Here is a 21,455-nt window from a genome sequence, read left to right as displayed (position 1 = left end):
GTTATGAGTGAAAAAAAGTATATCTACACGTTCGGCGATGGTACAGCAGAAGGTGATAAATCAATGAAAAACCTGCTGGGCGGCAAAGGAGCCAACCTGGCAGAGATGAGTTCAATCGGACTTCCAATTCCTCCCGGCTTTACCCTTTCGGCGGAAGTATGCGAGTATTATAATAAACACGATCAGGAATGGCCTGAGGGACTGGAAGAACAACTGCAGGAAAGTATTGGATACCTGGAAGAATTGATGGACCTGGAATTTGGCGATTCTAGTGATCCGCTCTTGGTGTCGGTTCGTTCGGGAGCCGCAATCTCCATGCCTGGCATGATGGATACGGTGCTGGACCTTGGGCTCAATGATCTATCTGTTAAAGGATTAGCCGAAAAAACGAACAATGAGCGTTTCGCCTACGACTGCTACCGCCGCTTTATCGACATGTTTGGCAATGTGGTTATGGGTATCGACCGGGAAAGCTTTGAAAACGCTCTTCAACAGGAAAAAGATGACCAGGGAGTAGTACTTGATACCGAGCTCGGTATTGATCACCTGAAAGATCTTGTAGAACAATATAAAGATGTCTATCGCGAAAATACGGGAATGAGGTTTCCTCAGGATCCAAATGAGCAGCTTCATTTGGCGATAAACGCGGTATTCGGCTCCTGGAATACACCAAGGGCCAAAACCTATCGAAAAATCAACAGAATTACGGGACTGTTGGGTACGGCGGTCAACGTGCAGGCGATGGTGTATGGCAATATGGGTGATGACTGTGCCACGGGTGTCTGTTTTACCCGTAATCCCGCTGATGGCAGTAAAAAATTATACGGGGAATTTTTGATCAACGCTCAGGGCGAAGATGTAGTAGCCGGCATTCGTACACCACGTAATATCGATGAACTCAAGGAGGATATGCCCGATAGCTATGATGAGCTTCAGGAAGTTACACAGAAGCTGGAGCGGCATTACCAGGATATGCAGGATATCGAATTTACCATTCAGCAGGGCAAGCTGTATATACTGCAGACCCGCGACGGCAAACGAACAGGTGCGGCAGCAGTGAATATTGCCGTTGATATGGTTGACGAAGGGTTGATAGACAAAGAGGGAGCTGTACTTAATCTGGTGGAACCCCGACATCTCGATCAACTACTGCATCCACAGCTCAAGCAGGAAGCAATCAAAGATGATGATATCATTGGCGATGGGCTTCCCGCTTCACCGGGGGCAGCCGTAGGAAAAGTGGTTTTTAATTCTGACGAAGCCGAGAGAAAACACAAAGAAGGTGAACCTGTTATCCTGGTTCGGATAGAAACAAGTCCCGAAGACGTCGGGGGCATGTCCGCAGCCGAAGGCATTCTCACTTCGCGCGGGGGAATGACAAGTCATGCCGCTGTAGTAGCACGAGGTTGGGGCAAACCTTGTGTGGCCGGTTGCGATAACATCAATATTAACTATGAATCTCAATCTTTTACAAAGGGTAATTTAACGATCAAAGCCGGTGACTGGATCTCTATAGACGGGACCAAGGGTATTGTCATAAAAGGAAAGAAACCAGTTGAGGACCCATCTTTTGGAGAAAATTATCACACATTCATGAGCTGGGTTGACGAGTTGCGCGATATGAAAGTACGGACCAATGCCGACACACCTGACGATGCCGGCAAGGCATTGGAATTTGGTGCACAGGGAATAGGACTTGCCCGCACTGAGCATATGTTTTTCGGAGATCAGCGTATTAAAGCAATGCGGCAAATGATCCTCTCCGAAAGTGAAGCAGAACGCCGCAAAGCGCTGGAAAAATTGCTTCCCTACCAAAAACAGGATTTCATAGAAATATTTAAAGTTATGGAAGGAAGACCGGTGACCGTTCGTCTGCTGGATCCTCCACTGCATGAGTTTCTACCGGAAGAAGATGAAGAAATTAAAGCCTTAGCCGAAGATTTTGGTATATCCGATAGAGAGCTAAAGCGAAAAATTCGCTTGTTAACGGAATTCAATCCAATGCTTGGGCACCGGGGTTGTCGTCTGGGCATCACTTATCCCGAAATTACAGAGATGCAGTCCCGCGCTATTCTGGAAGCTGCTGTTCATCTCAAGAAAGAGGGGAAAGAAGTGCTTCCCGAAATAATGATTCCACTGGTAGGCACATCAGAGGAATTTATCCATCAGCATGAGGTGGTAGACCGAACGGCAGCCAGAGTATTCGAGGAGCAGGACGAATCGGTGGAATATAAAGTAGGTACGATGATCGAAATTCCGCGCGCGGCTATCGTTGCGGATAAAATTGCTGAGGAGGCCGAGTTTTTCTCCTTCGGAACCAACGATCTTACGCAGATGACCTACGGATACAGCCGCGATGATGCCGGCAAGTTTCTCGAAACTTATCTGAATGAGGGAATCCTGAAAGATGATCCCTTCCAGATTCTGGATGAAGAAGGTGTCGGAGCGTTAGTAAAACTGGCGACTGAAAAAGGTCGATCCACAAATAAAGATCTTAAAATCGGGATCTGCGGTGAGCACGGTGGTGATCCCACCAGCGTTCGTTTTTGCTACAACCTGGGGCTCAACTATGTTTCCTGCTCTCCCTATCGGGTACCCGTGGCACGCTTGGCAGCTGCCCAGGCAAGGCTTGGCTCATCTGAAACAAAAGAAGCTGAATTGATTGCAAAATAAAATGAGCCAGTCTCTCGGAGAACAAGCCCGAAAATATATCCGGCGATGGTTCTGGACCGGGGCCGGGTTAATTATTTTGATGGTGATGGTTGGCGGGATTACACGACTAACCGGATCCGGGCTATCCATGACCGACTGGAATTTGATCATGGGCGCTATTCCCCCGCTTAGTGAGTCGGCGTGGCAAGAGGCGTTTAATCAGTACAAGCAATTCCCCGAATACCAGCAACTGAACACCGGCATGTCGCTAGGAGCTTTCAAAGCAATCTTCTTCTGGGAATATCTGCACCGTCTGCTGGGTAGAGTTACCGGCTTGGTATTCATCATTCCTTTTTTGTGGTTTTTGATTCGCGGTTACTTCACAACAAAACTGCTTAAGCGAGCCACCATCCTTTTTGGATTGGGAGCGGCCCAGGGGGCTATGGGCTGGATCATGGTGAAAAGCGGACTGGTGGATGTGCCTTACGTCAGTCATTACCGCCTGGCCCTTCATCTGTTACTGGCCGTCATCCTGCTTTCGTTCTGTGTTTGGTATGCCCTCGATCTCTACAAAAGCAAATCAAACCACCCGGTTCCGTCCAAAACCACATTATCGCAATGGTCGCTGGCCATTGCTGTCGTATTCTTTCTTCAACTAATCTGGGGTGCTTTTACCGCGGGTCTCGATGCAGGCTTCATCTACAACACCTTTCCGCTGATGAATAACAGCTGGCTCCCACAGAATGCCTGGACCATGCAGCCGGCGCTGATAAATCTGATAGAAAATCCTGGTACAGTGCAGTGGGTACATCGAATTTTGGGTACCCTTCTGGCTATACTGGTCATTGTTTTATGGATGAAAACCCGCAAAACCGGCGCCGATAAAACAATTATGAGACGGGCTTATATCTTGCTGATCCTGATAGCTTTTCAATATGTTCTGGGGATTTTAACTCTGCTATTTCACGTACCGGTTAGTTTAGGTGTAGCTCATCAAACCGGAGCCGTTTTCTTCTGGATCGGCTGGATATTTTACCATCACCGAATAGAGCAAATAGAATCTGCGTAAATTAGCGGAATTGCGGGCATAAAACCAACCAATTAACTTCCCGCAGATCTCGCAGAACGCGCAGATTGTTTTTATTGATCCGAATGGTAATAGCCTTTCTGAAAATTGCAGCAGTATAAAATTATCCTTCTTTTGTATCAGATAAGAAATAGAGCAAAAGATCTGCGTAATTAGCGGAATCTGCGGGCGTAAAACACATTGAAAAAATATTAGCAACTGCAAAAAAATACTCCTATTTTAAGACAAAATACTCTTAAATAAGAAATACTCGTTTAAACTTAATACACAAAGGTTATGGAAACTTTAGAAGAACGAACGGTTGGACAATTGGTAGCCGAAGATTATCGCACGGCACAAGTATTTCGCAATTATGGACTAGATTTCTGCTGCGGTGGAAACAAAACCATCGAAGAAGCTTGTGAAAAAAAAGGTGTGGATCCACAGTTGGTACGTCAGGCACTGCAAGATATTGACAAAAGTAACACAGCAGAAAACCAGAACTACAATGAGTGGTCGTTGGATTTTCTTGTGGACTATATCGTAAACAACCATCACAAATTCACTCGTAATAAGCTGCCGGAAATTGGAGTTTATGCCAAAAAAGTGGCTAAAGTCCACGGCGACAGACGCGAAGAGCTGAAAGAGATCTATTATCAGTTCACAATGCTTCACAGCGAAATATTCAATCATCTCGATAAGGAAGAAGAAATTTTGTTCCCTTACATAAAGGAACTAGTTGAAGCCCAAGCACAAGGAACTAAACCCAAAAATCCTGAATTCGGTATGGCAGCTAATCCTATCGCAATGATGGAGGACGAGCATGATGAGGCAGGTACAAAAATGAAGAGTATCCGTGAACTCAGCAATGACTTTACTCCGCCGGAAGATGCCTGCACGACGTACCGGGTGCTGTTCAAAAACCTGGAAGCTTTTGAAAAAGACCTGCACAAGCATATTCACCTGGAAAATAACATCCTGTTTCCAAAAGCACTTGAACTCGAAAAGCAACTGAATTAGAAATAGACTCAGTAGAATACGCTATACACACTACTTATACATATTGCGTATTTACTGAAGCATGAACTATTCTTTAAACACTACACTCATTATGTCATCCCACTCTCCCCACAAATTTTCCATCCCCGTCATGGGAACCGGTCACTCCATCGATTCGCCCATCCGTGTCGGTCCCTATGGTATTGACTCTGTCATTTCCATTGTTGATGACCTGCTTGTGGAGCGAATCCGCAAACATTATTGCAGGAAGTACAATTTTGAATACAACAACATTGCCCGTAACGCCAAGGACGGGCGGGCCCGGCGAATTACGGCATATCTGGATACCGTGCAGGAGATTGTAGAGAAGAAATTCACAGCCTTAAAAAATCAGCCGTTCTTCGAAAAGAACGACAAAGCCAAGTATTTTGAAATGCTCCCAGACGGAAGCTCACTCAAGGAGAAGTACAACCAGCTAATGAGCACCGATAAGGGCAGCCTGCGTGATCGGCTGTCGTACGAACTTGCGCGATTGATGAAACCGGGCTCCATTGACGTTAATATCATGGCCAAGGTGGATAAGCTGAACTATACGGGTGACGGCGTTCCTATGAGCCAAGAGTTCAGCGATGCCAGTGCAGCCCTTCGCGGATATGCCAAAAGCAAGCTTTCGTCCAGCCTTATTTTATCGGCGGGATTTAATCCGCGGCTCTACAATTACATGACGGAGTTCAAGGATTTTTACCGCGATGCCAAAGGAGAAATCAAAAAGAAGATCATCCTCAAAGTAAGCGATTTTCGATCGGCACTTATCCAGGGTAAGTATCTGGCAAAGAAAGGATTGGAAGTTTTTGAATACCGAATCGAGTCGGGACTCAATTGTGGCGGTCATGCTTTTCCGTCCGATGGACACCTGATGCCGAGTCTGCTTCGCGAATTCCGGGAAAAGCGGGATCAACTCACCAAAGCCGTTCAGCCGCTGATTGAGAAATACTACGATAAGAATGCTGACGGATTTTCCGATAAATGGGAGATTACCGAACCACGTCTAACGGTACAAGGTGGTATCGGCGTAAGCGGAGAAGCCGAGCGCCTGCTCAATGATTTCGAGATGGATTCCACCGGCTGGGGCAGTCCCTTTTTACTGGTCCCAGAAGCAACAACAGTTGACAAACCCACACGTCAGCTTTTGGAAAATGCCGGAGAAAAAGAGCTGTATCTTAGTAGTGTATCCCCGTTGGGAGTTCCTTTCAACAACGTGCGGGATACCGGCTCCGAAAAATATCACGAGGAGCGAATAGAAAAAGGCAAGCCCGGCTCACCGTGTCCCAAAGGATTTTTAAAATCCAACACTGAGTTTACTGAGCAGCCTATTTGCACAGCTTCCACACAGTATCAGCTGCTGAAGCTTGATCAGATTACAGAAAGTGAAATGAATCCCGAAGAAAAAGAGCAGAAACGCAAAGAGGTTCTTAACAAAGCCTGTCTGTGTGATCACTTAGGTAATGGTGCGCTTATTGATCTGGGAATTCTGGCCGAGCATCGCGCCCCGCAGGCAATCTGCCCGGGTCCGAATATTGCCTATTATGACGGTGAATATACGCTTTGGGAGATGGTGGATCACATATACGGTCGGATTGAATCGATTGCTTCAGAAGAGCGTCCCCATATGTTTGCCAAAGAGATTACGCTGTATGTGGATTACGTTGAAGAACTGGCTGAACAAGAGGAAGGAAAATCAGGTCTCAAAAAGCTGCAGAAAATTCAAAAGAATCTTGAGAAGGGGATGGAATACTGTTTAGAAATAGCAAAATCTGATCCTTATCAGGATGAAAATCTGCCATCAATTTCGTTTACTGTAGAACAACAAAGAGAGCGTTTGCAGACGATACTGGATCGTTTTAAAGAACGCATTTCTGTTGAAGCGTAAACCAAAGTTAATTAGGACTTTTGCAAAACCGAAGTGTCACCCTGAATTCAGTTCAGGCTCTGTTGCAAAAAATTCGTTAATAGCTTTTAAAGAACAATTGCTTACAGATGCTGAAGAGATCCTGAATTAAGTTCAGGACAGGCTTCAGCATGAAATAAGTAGTTTTGGAAAATCACCAAAAGAAAAAAGGGTTATTTATGGCAGAGAATAATAAAAGATCATGGGCTGAACCATATAAAATAAAGATGGTAGAGCCCGTAAAAATGACTACACGTGAAGAGCGCGAAAAAGCGATTAAAGAAGCCGGATATAATACTTTTCTATTGCGATCACGCGATGTCTATATCGATCTGCTGACCGACAGCGGGACATCAGCAATGAGTGATCGCCAGTGGGCGGGTATGATGATGGGTGATGAGGCCTACGCCGGCAGCGATAACTTTTACCATTTGGAAGAAGCGGTTCAAAAGTATTACGGATACGATCATGTAGTGCCTACGCATCAGGGACGCGGGGCCGAGCATATGATTTCGCAGCTGATGATTAATGAGGGCAATTTTGTGCCGGGCAACATGTATTTCACGACTACCAAGCTACACCAGGAACTGGCCGGCGGCACTTTCGTGGATGTGATCATTGACGAGGCACACGACCCGGAAAATGAGCATCCGTTTAAAGCCAATGTGGATCTCAACAAGTTGGAGGATTTAATCAAAGAAAAAGGCGCTGATAAAATTCCCTATGTCTCTATTGCCACTTCTGTGAATATGGCCGGCGGGCAACCGATCTCGCTGGCAAATCTTAAAAAGGTTCGGGAGCTGACCAATGAATATGGTATTCCCATCATCCACGATATGACACGGGTGGCAGAGAACGCCTATTTTATCAAGCAGCGCGAGGAGGATTACGAGGATACCCCGATCAAGGAGATCGTCCAAGAAATTTGCTCGCTCACCGACGGAGCAACGATGAGTGCCAAAAAAGATGCACTGGTGAATATCGGCGGATTTTTAGCGCTCAACAATGAGGAGCTTTTCCGCAAGGCCCAGAATATGGTGGTCGTTTATGAAGGACTGCATACTTACGGAGGCATGGCCGGACGTGATATGGAGGCGCTGTCGATCGGTATTACCGAATCTGTGGATGAAGATCATATCCGCGCCCGCGTTGGACAAGTGCAGTATCTGGGTGAGAAACTGATCGATATGGGGGTGCCGGTGGTACGTCCGATTGGCAGTCACGGAGTTTTTTTGAACGCCAAGAAGATTCTTCCGCATTTGAGTCAGGATGAGCTGCCCGCCCAGACGCTGGCTGCCGAATTGTACCTCGATGCCGGTATCCGAAGCATGGAGCGCGGCGTGGTTTCTGCCGGACGAGATCCCGAGACGGGCGATCACAATTATCCCGAACTGGAGCTGGTACGGCTCACTATTCCACGCCGCGTTTATACGCAGGCTCATATGGATGTCGTCGCTGAATCCGTAGAGGCTGTATACCACCAACGGGAGGATATCACGGGACTCGCGTTTGATTACGAGCCCGAATACCTGCGATTCTTCCAATCGCGATTTAAGAAGCTGTAGGCCATACTGCTATTGCTAATTATGCCGACTCTTCGACATTAAGTGAATATGCGTGAATTGGATTTTGCTTGCCGGCATCCGATTCCTGGTTATAAACTCTGATTTCATGAAGCACTCGCTTTACGCATTCTCCATCCTGTATGGCAAAAAATAGTGTAGAATAAACTCCGTGATCTCCACCGGCAAACCAGTTGGCAATATCCGGCTGATGATTCTCTGTTCTAAATCCGTGGATATTTGTTTCGCTGTAAATCGGCACGTTCTGCCGCGATAATATTTTGCGGACATCATCGGTGAATTCCTCGATACTGAGAATGATTAATAGTTTCATATTTCTGTGATTTAGATTTTTCAGGTAGTTGATTTATGCTTCTGAAAGTTTGTTCGTTCCGATTTCCTTTATCTTATTTTCCACCATAAAGTAGATCAGCGGTATCATGACCAGGGTTAGTGCTGTGGAAGCCACCGCACCGCCCATCAGCGATATAGCCAGCCCCTGGAATATCGGATCAAACAGGATAACCACCGCGCCGATTACAACCGTACCGGCCGTCAATAGAATGGGCATGCTTCGCACCGCCCCGGCTTCGATAACAGCCTGTTTAAGGGATTCCCCGTCATCAAGACGTATGTTGATAAAGTCGATTAGTAAGACCGAGTTACGGACCATGATGCCGGCCAGTGCAATCATTCCGATCATTGATGTAGCCGTAAAGAAAGCGCCTAGTATCCAGTGACCCACGATAATGCCGATCAATGAAAGCGGGATGGCAATCATCATTATAATGGGCACTTTGAAATCCTGGAACCAGCCGATAATCAGCATGTAGATGATTACCAGAACCACGGCAAAGGCAATACCAAGATCACGAAAAACCTCGTAGGTGATCTGCCATTCACCATCCCATTTCAAGGTATAATCATTGGTCATGAATGGCTGACCGGCAAAGATCTGGGCCAGGTTATAGCCTTCGGGCATATCGATGGCATCTACCTCATCACCGGTATCCAGCAGGGCATAAACGGGACTTTCAATCTCACCGGCCACCTCGGCCAGCACATATGTTACTCTGCGCTGATTCTTACGGTGGATGCTTGATTCCAGCGTCTCTTCTGAAACCGTAACCAGATCGGACACAGGAATCATCGCACCGGATGCCGACTTCATATATAGCTGCTTGAGCTTGTCAATATCAGAGCGAGCAGCCTTCGGCAGTTTCACCGTAATAGGCACATCGTTCAATTCTTTATCACTGTAAATTCGCGACACATCTTTTCCATGCAGTGCCATTGTTACGGTCTGCACTACCTGTTCTGATGAAACGCCGGACATCATTGCTTTTTCGGTATTGACATCGAGCTGATATTTGGTCTGTGGAGCTTCTTTCATCCAGTCCACATCGACGATACCTTCTGTTTGCTCAAAAATGTTTTTTACTTCCTGTCCTACACGCTCACGCTCATCAGTATCTGGTCCATACACTTCGGCCACAATCGTAGATTGCATCGGCGGTCCGGGCGGTACCTCAACTACTTTTATGTTGGCATCATATTTTTCGCCCACTTTTTGCACGATAGGACGCAATCGTTTGGCAATAGCGTGACTTTGATCACTTCGTTCGCCTTTATCGATCAGATTTAGCTGGATATCAGCTACATTCGGTCCCTGGCGCAGATCGTAATGACGGACAAGACCGTTGAAATTAATCGGTGCATTATTCCCGGCATAAATCTGGTAGTCTTTTATCTCCGGTACATCCTTTAGACTTAACCCCACTTCGCGGGCTACCGCATTGGTACGTTCCAAAGTAGCACCTTCCGGCATATCGATAATCAGCTGCACTTCATTTTTGTTATCAAACGGGAGCATCTTTACTTCTACCAGCCGGAATGCAAATAGCAGTGTAGATGCCAGCAGAAGGACTGTTACTCCCCCGATAAATATCCAGCGTTTGAATACGCTATCCAGCAGCGGATTCATCGTACGCTCATACCATTTGTAGATGAACGTCTCTTTAAGGTCATACTTTTTCTCTTCTCCGTTTTCGTCCTTCTCTGCACCGTGGGGCAGTAAAATATAAGCCAGCCACGGAGTAATGATCAGTGCTACAATCAGAGAAAAAATCATAGCCAGGGAAGCGCCAATTGGCATAGGACTCATATATGGGCCCATTAATCCCGATACAAACGCCATCGGCAGCACCGCCGAAATTACGGTGAATGTTGCCAGGATGGTCGGGTTCCCTACCTCGCTGATGGAGGCAATAGCCGCCTGCTTGAGCGGTAGTTTCTTCATCTTGAAGTGCCTGTGCATATTCTCGGCAATAATAATCGAATCGTCCACCACAATACCCGTCACGAAGACCAGGGCAAACAGTGTAATACGATTCAACGTGTAGCCGAACATGTAATACAAAAAGAGTGTGAGTGCAAAAGTCACAGGCACGGAGAGAAATACAACCAGTCCACCTCTCCACCCCAGTGTCAGTGCCACCACAAAAGTTACAGCCAAAATAGCCACCAGTAAGTGCTCCAGGAGCGAGAATACCTTGGCGGATGCCGTTTCACCATAGTTCCGTGTAGTCGTTACATTTACATCAGCAGGAATCAGAGTACCCTGGAGCCGATCAACCTTCTTCTCAATTTGTTCAGCAATATTCATCGCATCAGCACCGGAGCGCTTAGCCACGGATATAGTTACCGCCGGGTACGATTCCCCTGCATTTAAACCGGGTTCCTTTGCTTTTTTATTGCCAATTCCATAGGAAACATACTCGGAGGGCTCCTCTGGTCCGTCATGAATCTCGGCAATACTCTTCAGGTAAATCGGATCGCCGTTTTGAACATCGACGACAACATTACGCACCTCCTCTGCGGATTTAAAGAAGTCGCCGGTATCCACCAGGTACTCGGTGTCGTTTTTGCTGAAGGATCCCGATGAAAGCTCTTGGTTGGCCCCCTGTATTTGTCCGACCACCTGCATCGGATCGATTCCGTACGAGGCCATCTTGTTCTTGTCGAGGGCTATCGAAACTTGTCGGGTTCTTCCCCCATGGATATCAGTCTGTGCCACATCCTCAATTTGTTTTATATCAAGAGCCATCTCGTCGGCTACGCGCCGCAGTTCGAAGTCGCTGTACTCATCGCTCCAGAGCGTCAACGTCATAATTGGAACATCATCGATAGAGCGCGTCTTCACCATTGGCTGTGTCGCTCCATCGGGGAATCGATCCATATTTTTCAAGATCTCGTTATAGAGCCGAACTAAACTGCGCTCTACATCTTCGCCCACATAAAATCGAGCTGATACCATAGCCTGATCGGGCATGGAGGTAGAGTATACATACTCCACACCTTCAATATTCGAAAGTACTTTCTCCAGCGGGATGGCAATCCGCTTCTCAACCTCTTCGGGCGTTGCTCCAGGATAACCAACAAAAATATCGGCCATTGGCACATCTATCTGGGGCTCCTCCTCACGAGGGGTTAAATAGGTCCCGTAAAATCCCAGCGCAAGGAATACAATCATCAACAAGGGCGTAAGCTTTGAATCGATGAAACCCTGCGCTACTTTTCCTGCAATTCCAGTCTTCATAATATTCTCTAAGTCTCTAAATATTTACTATTACTGTGTGCTAACTTTCTGACCTTCCCGCAGCCGCTGATCAACTGATGCTACAAATCTTTCGCCAGCAGCTAATCCGGATAACACTTCAACCTGATCACCGTCAGAATCACCCAGACGGACCCATCGAAGTACCACTTCAGAATTATCATTGAGTGTGTACAAACCGGTTAGCTGTCCGCGTTCTACAATAGCAGATTGGGGCACTACGATGGCGCGATCTTTATCAGTCCGAAGTCCAACTTCTGCAAACATTCCCGACTTTACTCCAGAATGCTCCGCCAGTTCGGGCAGCATTATTTCAACTGAAAATTGTCGGCTTCTGGGTTTACCGGACTGATTAATATTAGCCACCACTCCTTTACCGTTGTTATAACCAGCTGCTTTAATATTCACTGAAACTGTATCATTAAGAGTAAAAAGCGAGATTTCACTTTCCGGAACCGAGATTTTGATCTTCTTCATATCTTCCTGTTCAAAAACGATAATAGGTTGTCCCGGAGAGGCGATGTCACCTTCAGAAGCCATTTTGGAAACCACATAGCCATCAAAAGGAGCCGTCAGCAAAGTGTAATCGAGCATATCTTCGATTTCCTGCAATTTGCTCTCCAGGGTTCGGACTTTAGCTTTCGCCATTTCGTACTCGGTTGAAATATCATCAAGCTCTTTCTTGGTTGCACTTTCCTGCTCATACAGATTCTTCATGCGGTTGTAATTGGTCTCTACATTTTGCAGAGCCGCTTTGGCCTCAACCAGACTTGATTCTATCTGACTTTTCTGTGCCTGTAGATTATCATCTTTAATGCGGACCAGCACGTCTCCCTTCTCAACGAAATCACCTTCTTCAACATCAAGCTGGATAATCCGGCCCATCACTTTTGTACTCATATTTACCGTACGATCACTCGTTACTGAGCCCGAAAAGCGATGGGTTACGGTCCCCTGCACGAGATCTGCAGTTTGTGTTACTACAGAGATCGGTTGGGTTTGCTTTGGCTCTGTTTCTTCAGTAGAACTGCATGCTGTTCCTATGAGCGTAAGCACTACAAAAGCAGATAATAGGCTGCCTGAAATTTTCATCATCTTCTTTTTCATTGGTCTTTTTGTTTATGTTACAATCGGTTCTTAATAAATCGGATTAGTAAGGCATTTCCTGCTCCAGCAACAACTCCAAAGTTGCCAGGCTCAGGTTGTATTGATAAAGCGCATTCAGGCGCTGAAATCTGGCTTGCTGCAACTTAGTCTCGGCCTGCAGCAGGTCCGTGGTTTTTTCCATTCCCTGATCATACCTGTTATTGCGAATGCGATAATCCTCTGCGGCCTGTTCTACCGAGGATTCAGCAAATCGAAGCTGTGTTTGCGCCTGTTCCAATGACCGTTGAGCCTGTTGAATATCCAGCTTGTTTTTAAAACGCTTGCTCTCGTATGCCAGCTTTGCCTTTTTCAGTTCTGCTTTCGACTCCATCACTTTGCCGACATTGCTGAAACCACTGAACAGATTCCATTTCAGCGTAGCACCAATCATATAGCTATTGCCCTGCGTGCCAAATGGGACCTCATCGTTTAATTCATAGCTACCGAAAAGATTAATATTCGGCACAAAATTGAATTTAGATGCTCTCAGCATCTGTTTTGCTGCAGAAACACGGTGTTCCATTGCACGGACTTCCGCATTTGAAGGATTATCGACGTCAATCACCTCATCACTCATTCCCGGACGCAACTGCAGATTGTCGGTAGCTACAATAGTGACCTCCTCATCTATATTCAGCATGTATCGCAGGTTCTCCTGAACGGTCTGCAGCTGATCTTCCACTTTCGATTGTTGACTCTCAAGCTCCAGGACGCGAACATTGGCCGCCAGATAATCAGCTTTGTTTATCATATCCTGCTCATAAAAATTCTTCGCCTGTCGCTCATTTTCTAAAGCTGTTTCAAGTGAACTGTTGATAACCTCAAGCTGATATTTCATCAACAGGAACTGATAGTAAGTATCCTTTACCTGGTATCGGGTGTATTCTTCCGACCCTTTCAGTTTCTCTTTGGTTGCTTCCAACTGCTTCTTGACTGCGCTTCGCTCGAAAAGAGCATTCGAATTAAATATCGGCTGGCGAACCTCAAACTTGGTAGTAAAGTTGTCGTAGGCGTCAGGATTGTTTAATCGTGAAGGATTAAAGTCGGCTTGTGTAACCGCTTCTTGTTTCAGCTTAAATCCGAAGACATTCAGCGGATCATTCGTAGAAACACCGGTTTCTTCTATGGATAACTGCGGTAAAAGTGCAGCGTTTGTCTGCCGGTACTGGGCTCGGATTTTCTCTACGTCATATTCAGCCAGACCGATGCTGAAATTTTGTTCCAGGGCACGTTCGACGGCTTCCTGTAACGAAAGAGAAAGTTGTGTCTCTTTCGACGGAATATCCTGTGCCATAGAGTAAAATGGCAGCAATAAAATCAGCAGAAGAAGATATACTTCTGGTACATATGAATGTTTGGAATTCATTTTTGGAATTACTTTTTAGCTTTTTGGATTTTATATTCGTGCTGGGAGGATGAGAATCTACTCTTTAAATCCCAGGTTATACTTCTTGATTATTTCTTCCGCAAAACACCATTTAGTGAAAGCAGATTGCATCATATTAAGGCCGACAAACAGTGTTAGCAGCAGCCAATAAGGGGATATGAAATATGCCAGGGCCAGACTGCCGGTAACCATTGAGCCGGCAAAAAGCCGCATTGTTCGTTTGACAGGATTCATTGATAATTACTTTTGAGTTAAAAGTTTTTCAGGAACCACGATGTTTCTTTAATCACTTTTTCCCAGTGCCTGATCATACTCGAAGTTTTGATGTTCAAATCTTTTGAAGTAAAACTGCCATCCACTTTGCTGGCCTTATCTCCTTGATCCAGTATATAGGAACCTTCTGCTTCGAATGTTTTATCAGGATTCTTACCGCGTAGTATTCGGGCAATGTTATGGGCAACGGTGTCTGCCTGGTATTGTGCAAATACGCCGGCCATAGGCAGGGTTTTTCCCTCACCAATCGGAAGTGAGATGATATCACCAATAGCGAACACATTATCATACCCAGTTTGCAAGGTTTGCGTATTTACCTCAATCCATCCCGACTCCCCGGTCAGTCCTGCCTCTTCTATTATATCCGGACACAAATGCTTGGGAGTGAAGGCTAACAGGTCAGATTTTGCCTCAGCGGTGCCTTTATCAGTAGTTGAAAAAGTGAGAGTATCGGAATCAGCAGAAGTCAGTTTATGCTTCGGTCTGTAATTAATGCCTTTCTCTTTCATCAATCGGCGCACTTTGTCAGAAATTTCTTTACTGGCAAAATCCATCGGTCTGTCTTCCGGGGTGTAAAGGGTAATTCCGGTTTTATGACGAATTTCTTTCTCACGAATAAAATCATCGATAAGCAAGGCAGCTTCATACGGAGCTACCGGTGATTTATGTGGTAGTGAAGAGACGACAACAGTGATTTCTCCACCCTCAAACTCTTTTAAATCTTCATAAAAAGAAGAGGCTCCGCTTACGGTATAAAAATTGTGTCCATATCGGTCGAGATTATGAATGTCAGTAAAGTCAGTGCCGAGAGAGATCACCATGTAATCTCCCTCATATTCTGTGTTATTGGAGATAACTGTTCTTTTGTCCGGATCGATGGATTCTATCTCTCCGTAGATAACTTCTATACCACCGAGTTCGACGTTGGACAGATCACCTTGAATCTGCTTTTCTTCTCTTTTGCCGACCATCATCCATGTAAGTGATGGGGCAAACAGACTTTTTTCCTCTTTTTCAAAAAGCAGTATCCTAGCCAGGTCAATACCATCTTCATTACCGATTTCCCGGCTTAGTTCTCTGGCCACACTGATTCCGCCTATTCCTCCACCTAATACTAATATTGTCGGTTTCATCGCTCTATAGTTTGGTTTTCGTTAATTCGTTGTATCGGAATTTTTCACAGGCTTTTCACTGGCTACCCAATCGGCATATCCGTTTTCGAGTCTGGCAGCTTTAAATCCTTTCTTTTGCAGATACTTGACTGCTTCATCAGCCATCAGGCATAACGGCCCTCTGCAGTATGCTACAATTTCTCTGTCATCCGGCAGATCTTTGATACGCTCGCTCAATTCCTGCTGCGGACATGAAACGGCATCTTCGATATGTCCCTCCTCATACTCTTCTTCAGGTCGCACATCAATAACATATATTTCCTGCCGGTTCATCTTTTCTATGAGCTCATCACTACTGATGGTTTTTAAACTGTTGCGGCGATTTCTATAATCGTTCAGCAGCTTACTTATTTCCTCGTTTTGTGCAAATCCAAGCTTTCGCAAAGCACACCAGGTATCAAATACATGTTGTCCGGCCAGTTCATAATACATGTATTTTCCCTCCCGCTGTGTGGTAACGAGCCCCGATTTTTTCAATACCTGCAGATGTTGGGATGCATTAGCCACAGGCAGATTTATCTGTTCTGCAATATACGCTACCGGAAATGATCCCTGGGCCAGCAAATCCAGGATCTCAAGTCTGTGTGCATTGCTCAGTGCCTTGGTAACCTGCGACAGCTCTTGGTATAAGGACGTTTTGAATTCTCGCGTATTCATAAAGTGTCTGGACTAATTGTTTCATTCAATGTTTTTATTGAATGGTATTATACAGCTATTTTTATATACATTCAACAATTTTATTGAATGTTGTTTAAATGTGATATATTTATAGTGATAATCTTAAAAAAGCCGGTAGTAATACGATGAAATTTCCCAATAGTCTTGCTGATCTTTCGCCACCGATAGAGGATAAGAGTAAGCTGAAAGAGTTAGGCATCACCAAAAATTTTAAAACTGGTGAGACGATCTTGTCAGAAGACACAACGGTACGATCAATACCTGTTATTACAAAAGGAAGTGTAAAAGTCTTGCAGACTGATGATGAGCTAAAAGAGATGGTATTGTACTACCTGCGTCCAGGTGAAACCTGTGTAATGTCGGTATTGGCAGGATTATATCAGGATACCAGTAAAGTTAAAGCCGTAGCCGAAGAAGAGTGTGAAGTATTGTTTATACCGGTAAATGCTTTTAATGAGCTCATCAGAAAAAATCCGGAGTGGCTGAACTATATTTTCCAGATTTATCATAAACGTTTTGAAGAGTTACTTGATGTAGTGGATGCTGTAACATTCAAAAATATGGATGAACGACTGCTTCAATTTTTGCAAAAAAGGTCCGAACTATCTGGTAGCAAGACCATATCTATCACTCACGAACAGCTTGCCCAGGAGCTGGGAACGGCCCGGGAGGTTATATCCCGCCTGTTAAAGAAGATGGAAAAGAAAGGACTTGTAGAGCTTGGCAGAAATAAAATTACCCTTGTGTGACATTTGTCACTGACACTGGTTAACAACTGATGTATCATCAGAAAAATCAAAAAAGAATAGTGATGAATACGATTACGGAAAATACGTTATTTGAAAACTGGCATTTAATGCGGTGGATCGCATTGGTAGCAGGATTGTTTTTCATTGTGCAAGCTATGCGATTTGCTGATTGGATATCAGGATCTTTGGGTGCCTTTTTTCTCTTTCAGGCATATACCAACAGCGGCTGTATTGTCGGAGCTTGTGGAACTACTCCGGACAGGAAAAACGATAAATCACAATCTGATGTAAAAGAGATAGAATTTACTGAAATAAAAGAATCATGACGATGAATACTGCGAAAAAACAGATGACATTTTCTGAAATCATAAACAGTGACACTCCGGTGCTGGTGGATTTTTATGCCGATTGGTGTGGCCCCTGCAAGATGATGGCACCCATCCTCAAAAACCTGAAGAAAGAGATGGGCGACAAACTCAACATCATTAAAATAGATACCGAAAAGAATACCAATGCTGCTATTAACTACCAGGTGCGAGGAGTGCCGACGCTGATCCTATTCCACCAAGGGCAAATACTCTGGCGTCAATCAGGGGTAGTGCAGCTACATCAGCTCAAACAAATCATCAATCAAAAATTGCAGAATTTATGAAAACCAGGAATATTGTTATGACGTAAATCTAAGCTGGAAAGAGGGACGGAGAGGTAATCTCTCATCGCCCGATATATCGGAAGAAATAAAAATTGCCACACCTCCGGAATTCGATGGCGGTGTTGAAGGTCTCTGGTCACCTGAACATCTGTTTGTTGCATCTGTCAGCAGCTGTTTGATGACTACCTTCACAGCCATCGCCGAATACTCCAAATTATCCTACGAATCACTTAAGGTTAAAGCCACCGGAAAAATGGCTAAAAATGATAATGGCAAGTTTGTCATGAGTGAAATAACATTGAACCCGGAACTCCTGATTACAGACGATAAATTTGTAGATAAAGCAGAACGTGTTTTGAACAAAGCTGAATCAAACTGTCTTATTTTACGATCAATTAAATCGGAAATCACTTTTGAGCCCACTGTCTTGTAGGAGTGCTCAATTAGTATATTTTCTGCTAAACTATTACTGAAACTCTAAATATATAGTTACCATATTATGTCTTATCACTTTAGTAAAACATTAGATCTGTCTTTCGACGAAGCAATTGAAAAAGTCACTGCGGCTCTTAAAGAAGAAGGATTTGGGATTCTTACAGAAATTGATATCAAAGCTACCCTCAAGAAAAAGTTGAATGAGGATTTCAGAAACTACCGAATATTGGGTGCCTGCAATCCGCCGCTGGCTCACAAGGCCCTGCAGGCTGAAGAGCATATCGGACTGATGCTGCCGTGCAACGTAATTGTACAAGAGCATGAAAATGGTGAGGTGGAGGTCTCTGCCGTTGATCCTGTTGCTTCGATGCAGGCCATTGAAAATGATGATCTGGGCAGTATCGCCGAAAATGTACAGAGACTATTAAAGAAAGTTATCAACTCGCTGTGATGTGAAAAGAAAGCACTTTATTAGGAATAATAGTGTAATTCCGCTTCTGTGACAGGAGGAGCAGAAGTAGTTCAAAGGGATAGGCCGGATAAAGAAACCCTTTGGGTTTTTAATAGTCCATTCAGTGTCTGACTATATCTATATTGACTAACAGAAAATATAAAACTATATTGTGAGTGAACGTTCACTTATAATAAGCAAATGAAATTAATTAAAATAAGTCTGATCTGCAGTTTAATGGTTAGCGGTTTAGCACTGACAACGCTGGCTCAGAAAAGCTCCACCTCGTTGTCTGAGGCTATAGATCTATCTTTGGAACATGCTACTAGTTCACGCATTGCCGAAGCTGAAAAAGAAGCTGCCGAGGCCGGAAGTGGAATTTTGTCGTCGGACTACATCCCGAAAATAAACAGCAGCTTGTCATACACCCGGTCGCAATACCCGCAAATTATAACGCCCATTCGTCAGGAAGGTGCTTTCCCTCCTCTTGATGACCAGATATATGAGGCCAATATACAGGCCGACTGGCAGGTCTTTGATTTTGGTGAGAGTCGGGCAATACGCCAAAAAGCAAAAGCACTGGCTGATGCGGCCAATATTAAATATGAATTGGCCAGGATGGAAACCATTGAATCGACCGCATCGGCATTTATTCAACTCCAGCAGCTCAGAGAACTTAAGCAGGTACAGGAAGAACGTATTGCAACATTGAAGGAAAATAAGGAGCAGTTGCAATCGCTGTATCGTGAAGGACGTGTAGCCAAAGTTGATCTGCTTAAGATAGATGATGCCATTGTCGAAGCTGAAACTGCCGTAATTGAAACACACAACACCATCGACCATGTATTGCAACAACTGTCGGATGACTTGGGCAGAGAGCAGAAATTAGCCCTGGATGATATCACGCCCCTGGGATTTAAAAATGACTACCTGTTCAATCCTGATCATGCAGCTGTAGAAGAAGCACCAACTGTAAAAGCAGCCCTGGGGCAAAAGCAAGCTTCAGACTTTGAAGCCAAAGCATCATACCGTGCTTTTTTACCGCAATTCAATCTTTTTGCAGCGGAGCAGTTCCGGACGGGTAGCGGCTTTGAAATTGATGATCAATGGATGGTGGGGATACGAGTAAACGCTCCTCTTTTTGCCGGGAAAAAAGTGATTAATAGCCAAGTCAAAAAGAAAGAGGCCAAATCGCAGCAAATTAAGCTCGAGCAGACACGTCAACAATACCGGCAACAGCTGAACAGGTTGACAAATGCCCAGTTTGAAACGCAGAAAAGAATTGAATCAACAGAAACGCGGGAGACTTATCTGGAAGAGACCTATCGCGTTGAAAACTCCTCGTATCGTGAAGGCAGATCCACATTAACCGACTTGCTAACGACAGAATCTAAACTAAACAGCGTACGTGCAGAGCTGATTGCTATGCGCGCGCAACTCAGAATGCTCAATCTCAATATTGCAGTAATAACCGGACAACTAAATAAAGAAATGGCAATAAAACTGGCTGAAGGTGAATCGCTATGAATTTGAATAAAAAAGATATTATAACCGTCTTTATGGTGGCGCTGTTGGGAACGGTAGCTGTTTTGTGGCTTACCGACGACAGTAATTCTGCAGCATTGCAAGAAATGGATTCTACAGAACAGAACAAGTCTGTTGCTGTCGAAGTCACCCGTCCATCTGTGCAAACTATTAATGAAAATATACCCTATCTGGGGACAGTGGCGGGAACAAAAGATGGCAACCTCTCTTTTCGAACGGGCGGTACGCTTGATGCAATACTTGTTGAGGAAAGTGAACAAGTGCAAAAGGGGCAGTTGCTGGCAACGGTGTCGGTGCCTGAGCTGGACGCTCAGCACAGACGAGCAAAAAGTGAGCTCAAAAAAGCCCGGTCTTCAAAAACTTTTTGGGAACGGGAAGTTTCAACTGACAGTACGCTCTATAAAGAGGGGGCTATCTCACAAACAGCTTATAATAAGACGGCTTTTAACTATGAACAGGCGTTAAGTAGCTATCATGCAGCAAAAGCAGCACTGGAAGAGGTGCAAGAACGTCAGAAGCTGACGCAACTACGAGCTCCCTCAGAGGGAGTGATCGGGTCGATCAATCTTCGCGAAGGTAATAATATCGGCCCCAACCAACCGGTATTCTTTTTCCGACAAGGTGAGCCGACGATTTATGCGGATGTCCTAGAGCAGGATACCCAAAAAGGTATCCAGGTGGGGACACGGGTAACGGCGAAAGTAAACAACGGCAAAAAAATAACCGGAAGGGTGGAACGTATTGATTCGCAAACCAAGCCGCCCTTCAGAAGTGTTCGGGTTTTTGCGTCCTTTCCCGATAGTACAATCAATGGAAGATCTTCCGGGGCTAGCGTCTCCCTAACGTTTGAGATCAACAAACAGGAAAATGCCCTATTGGTACCGGTATCCTCTGTGGATTTAAGAGATGAATCCCCACGCCTTTTTAAAGTCAACGGCCAGCAGCAAGTAGAAGCCATACCGGTAGAGCTTGGCATACAGCGCGGTGAATATCGACAGGTAAAAGGTGCCCTTTCTTCAAGGGACAAAGTCATAAGCTCCGGTGTGAATAATCTGGAGCCCGGAGACCGAGTGGAAATTGTCCGTGAAATAACGGCGAATGATTAGATTAATACTTAAAAGTTT

19 protein-coding genes are annotated in these 21,455 nt (G+C 45.0%); 12 read left to right on the top strand and 7 right to left on the bottom strand.

Annotated elements, in window-relative coordinates; all coding sequences use genetic code 11:
* Nucleotides 1-3: 3 nt before the first annotated feature.
* The 5 genes from ppdK to ACT3ID_RS00350 all read left to right on the top strand — a co-directional run bounded on the left by ppdK (nt 4) and on the right by ACT3ID_RS00350 (nt 8,230).
* Entirely contained in the window at nt 4-2,673 is a 2,670-nt protein-coding gene (gene ppdK, locus ACT3ID_RS00370) for a pyruvate, phosphate dikinase (protein ID WP_491539991.1), read from the top strand.
* 1 nt (nt 2,674) lies between these two features.
* Nucleotides 2,675-3,721, top strand: a complete 1,047-nt coding sequence (locus tag ACT3ID_RS00365; RefSeq protein ID WP_491539990.1) for a COX15/CtaA family protein — start codon at nt 2,675-2,677, stop codon at nt 3,719-3,721.
* Nucleotides 3,722-4,015: 294 nt separating this feature from the next.
* The gene (gene ric / locus ACT3ID_RS00360) at nt 4,016-4,738 is read left to right on the top strand and encodes an iron-sulfur cluster repair di-iron protein (RefSeq protein ID WP_491539989.1); all 723 of its coding nucleotides are present in this window, start codon (nt 4,016-4,018) and stop codon (nt 4,736-4,738) included.
* Nucleotides 4,739-4,829: 91 nt separating this feature from the next.
* Nucleotides 4,830-6,647: a hypothetical protein gene (locus tag ACT3ID_RS00355; RefSeq protein ID WP_491539988.1), complete on the top strand. Its 1,818-nt coding sequence runs from the start codon at nt 4,830-4,832 to the stop codon at nt 6,645-6,647.
* A 197-nt stretch (nt 6,648-6,844) separates the two neighbouring features.
* Nucleotides 6,845-8,230, top strand: coding sequence for a tyrosine phenol-lyase (locus ACT3ID_RS00350; RefSeq protein WP_491539987.1), 1,386 nt, complete (start codon nt 6,845-6,847; stop codon nt 8,228-8,230).
* A 19-nt stretch (nt 8,231-8,249) separates the two neighbouring features.
* Here ACT3ID_RS00350 and ACT3ID_RS00345 read toward each other — a convergent pair whose 3' ends face one another.
* Genes ACT3ID_RS00345 through ACT3ID_RS00315 form a run of 7 tightly spaced genes read right to left on the bottom strand, consistent with a single transcriptional unit; the run spans nt 8,250 to nt 16,478 of the window.
* On the bottom strand, nt 8,250-8,561 hold the full coding sequence (locus ACT3ID_RS00345) for a hypothetical protein (RefSeq protein WP_491539986.1): 312 nt from the start codon (nt 8,559-8,561) through the stop codon (nt 8,250-8,252).
* Nucleotides 8,562-8,594: 33 nt separating this feature from the next.
* On the bottom strand, nt 8,595-11,825 hold the full coding sequence (locus ACT3ID_RS00340) for an efflux RND transporter permease subunit (RefSeq protein WP_491539985.1): 3,231 nt from the start codon (nt 11,823-11,825) through the stop codon (nt 8,595-8,597).
* A gap of 30 nt (nt 11,826-11,855) precedes the next feature.
* Nucleotides 11,856-12,950, bottom strand: a complete 1,095-nt coding sequence (locus ACT3ID_RS00335; RefSeq protein WP_491539984.1) for an efflux RND transporter periplasmic adaptor subunit — start codon at nt 12,948-12,950, stop codon at nt 11,856-11,858.
* A 43-nt stretch (nt 12,951-12,993) separates the two neighbouring features.
* Complete coding sequence (locus tag ACT3ID_RS00330; protein WP_491539983.1) at nt 12,994-14,355, bottom strand: TolC family protein; 1,362 nt, start codon at nt 14,353-14,355, stop codon at nt 12,994-12,996.
* Between the two features lie 57 nt (nt 14,356-14,412).
* Nucleotides 14,413-14,610: a YgaP family membrane protein gene (locus tag ACT3ID_RS00325; protein ID WP_491539982.1), complete on the bottom strand. Its 198-nt coding sequence runs from the start codon at nt 14,608-14,610 to the stop codon at nt 14,413-14,415.
* A 17-nt stretch (nt 14,611-14,627) separates the two neighbouring features.
* Nucleotides 14,628-15,782, bottom strand: a complete 1,155-nt coding sequence (locus tag ACT3ID_RS00320) for an NAD(P)/FAD-dependent oxidoreductase (RefSeq protein WP_491539981.1) — start codon at nt 15,780-15,782, stop codon at nt 14,628-14,630.
* Between the two features lie 21 nt (nt 15,783-15,803).
* Nucleotides 15,804-16,478 carry a metalloregulator ArsR/SmtB family transcription factor gene (locus ACT3ID_RS00315; RefSeq protein ID WP_491539980.1) on the bottom strand — a complete coding sequence of 225 codons (675 nt, stop codon included), beginning with the start codon at nt 16,476-16,478 and terminating at the stop codon, nt 15,804-15,806.
* Nucleotides 16,479-16,624: 146 nt separating this feature from the next.
* Between ACT3ID_RS00315 and ACT3ID_RS00310 the strand changes: the two genes are divergently transcribed.
* The 7 genes from ACT3ID_RS00310 to ACT3ID_RS00280 all read left to right on the top strand — a co-directional run bounded on the left by ACT3ID_RS00310 (nt 16,625) and on the right by ACT3ID_RS00280 (nt 21,437).
* A complete protein-coding gene (locus ACT3ID_RS00310; protein ID WP_491539979.1) occupies nt 16,625-17,248 on the top strand; it encodes a Crp/Fnr family transcriptional regulator in 624 nt (207 codons plus the stop codon).
* A 62-nt stretch (nt 17,249-17,310) separates the two neighbouring features.
* Complete coding sequence (locus ACT3ID_RS00305) at nt 17,311-17,574, top strand: hypothetical protein (protein ID WP_491539978.1); 264 nt, start codon at nt 17,311-17,313, stop codon at nt 17,572-17,574.
* A gap of 2 nt (nt 17,575-17,576) precedes the next feature.
* Nucleotides 17,577-17,900, top strand: a complete 324-nt coding sequence (gene trxA / locus ACT3ID_RS00300; protein ID WP_491539977.1) for a thioredoxin — start codon at nt 17,577-17,579, stop codon at nt 17,898-17,900.
* Entirely contained in the window at nt 17,857-18,333 is a 477-nt protein-coding gene (locus tag ACT3ID_RS00295) for an OsmC family protein (protein WP_491540560.1), read from the top strand. The genes trxA and ACT3ID_RS00295 overlap by 44 nt, the downstream gene beginning before the upstream one ends.
* A gap of 66 nt (nt 18,334-18,399) precedes the next feature.
* Entirely contained in the window at nt 18,400-18,786 is a 387-nt protein-coding gene (locus ACT3ID_RS00290) for a DUF302 domain-containing protein (RefSeq protein ID WP_491539976.1), read from the top strand.
* A gap of 201 nt (nt 18,787-18,987) precedes the next feature.
* Complete coding sequence (locus ACT3ID_RS00285) at nt 18,988-20,313, top strand: TolC family protein (RefSeq protein WP_491539975.1); 1,326 nt, start codon at nt 18,988-18,990, stop codon at nt 20,311-20,313.
* Nucleotides 20,310-21,437: an efflux RND transporter periplasmic adaptor subunit gene (locus tag ACT3ID_RS00280; RefSeq protein ID WP_491539974.1), complete on the top strand. Its 1,128-nt coding sequence runs from the start codon at nt 20,310-20,312 to the stop codon at nt 21,435-21,437. Before ACT3ID_RS00285 ends, ACT3ID_RS00280 begins: the two co-directional genes overlap by 4 nt.
* Nucleotides 21,438-21,455 lie beyond the last annotated feature (18 nt).

Source organism: Fodinibius sp. GM108, from assembly GCF_058386985.1.
This window is presented reverse-complemented; position numbering and strand designations above follow the sequence as displayed.

Coding starts and splice junctions, on each gene's coding strand:
- ppdK (WP_491539991.1), top strand. CDS start 4: ATGAGTGAAAAAAAGTATATCTACACGTTCGGCGATGGTACAGCAGAA.
- ACT3ID_RS00365 (WP_491539990.1), top strand. CDS start 2,675: ATGAGCCAGTCTCTCGGAGAACAAGCCCGAAAATATATCCGGCGATGG.
- ric (WP_491539989.1), top strand. CDS start 4,016: ATGGAAACTTTAGAAGAACGAACGGTTGGACAATTGGTAGCCGAAGAT.
- ACT3ID_RS00355 (WP_491539988.1), top strand. CDS start 4,830: ATGTCATCCCACTCTCCCCACAAATTTTCCATCCCCGTCATGGGAACC.
- ACT3ID_RS00350 (WP_491539987.1), top strand. CDS start 6,845: ATGGCAGAGAATAATAAAAGATCATGGGCTGAACCATATAAAATAAAG.
- ACT3ID_RS00345 (WP_491539986.1), bottom strand. CDS start 8,561: ATGAAACTATTAATCATTCTCAGTATCGAGGAATTCACCGATGATGTC.
- ACT3ID_RS00340 (WP_491539985.1), bottom strand. CDS start 11,825: ATGAAGACTGGAATTGCAGGAAAAGTAGCGCAGGGTTTCATCGATTCA.
- ACT3ID_RS00335 (WP_491539984.1), bottom strand. CDS start 12,950: ATGAAAAAGAAGATGATGAAAATTTCAGGCAGCCTATTATCTGCTTTT.
- ACT3ID_RS00330 (WP_491539983.1), bottom strand. CDS start 14,355: ATGAATTCCAAACATTCATATGTACCAGAAGTATATCTTCTTCTGCTG.
- ACT3ID_RS00325 (WP_491539982.1), bottom strand. CDS start 14,610: ATGAATCCTGTCAAACGAACAATGCGGCTTTTTGCCGGCTCAATGGTT.
- ACT3ID_RS00320 (WP_491539981.1), bottom strand. CDS start 15,782: ATGAAACCGACAATATTAGTATTAGGTGGAGGAATAGGCGGAATCAGT.
- ACT3ID_RS00315 (WP_491539980.1), bottom strand. CDS start 16,478: ATGAATACGCGAGAATTCAAAACGTCCTTATACCAAGAGCTGTCGCAG.
- ACT3ID_RS00310 (WP_491539979.1), top strand. CDS start 16,625: ATGAAATTTCCCAATAGTCTTGCTGATCTTTCGCCACCGATAGAGGAT.
- ACT3ID_RS00305 (WP_491539978.1), top strand. CDS start 17,311: ATGAATACGATTACGGAAAATACGTTATTTGAAAACTGGCATTTAATG.
- trxA (WP_491539977.1), top strand. CDS start 17,577: ATGAATACTGCGAAAAAACAGATGACATTTTCTGAAATCATAAACAGT.
- ACT3ID_RS00290 (WP_491539976.1), top strand. CDS start 18,400: ATGTCTTATCACTTTAGTAAAACATTAGATCTGTCTTTCGACGAAGCA.
- ACT3ID_RS00285 (WP_491539975.1), top strand. CDS start 18,988: ATGAAATTAATTAAAATAAGTCTGATCTGCAGTTTAATGGTTAGCGGT.
- ACT3ID_RS00280 (WP_491539974.1), top strand. CDS start 20,310: ATGAATTTGAATAAAAAAGATATTATAACCGTCTTTATGGTGGCGCTG.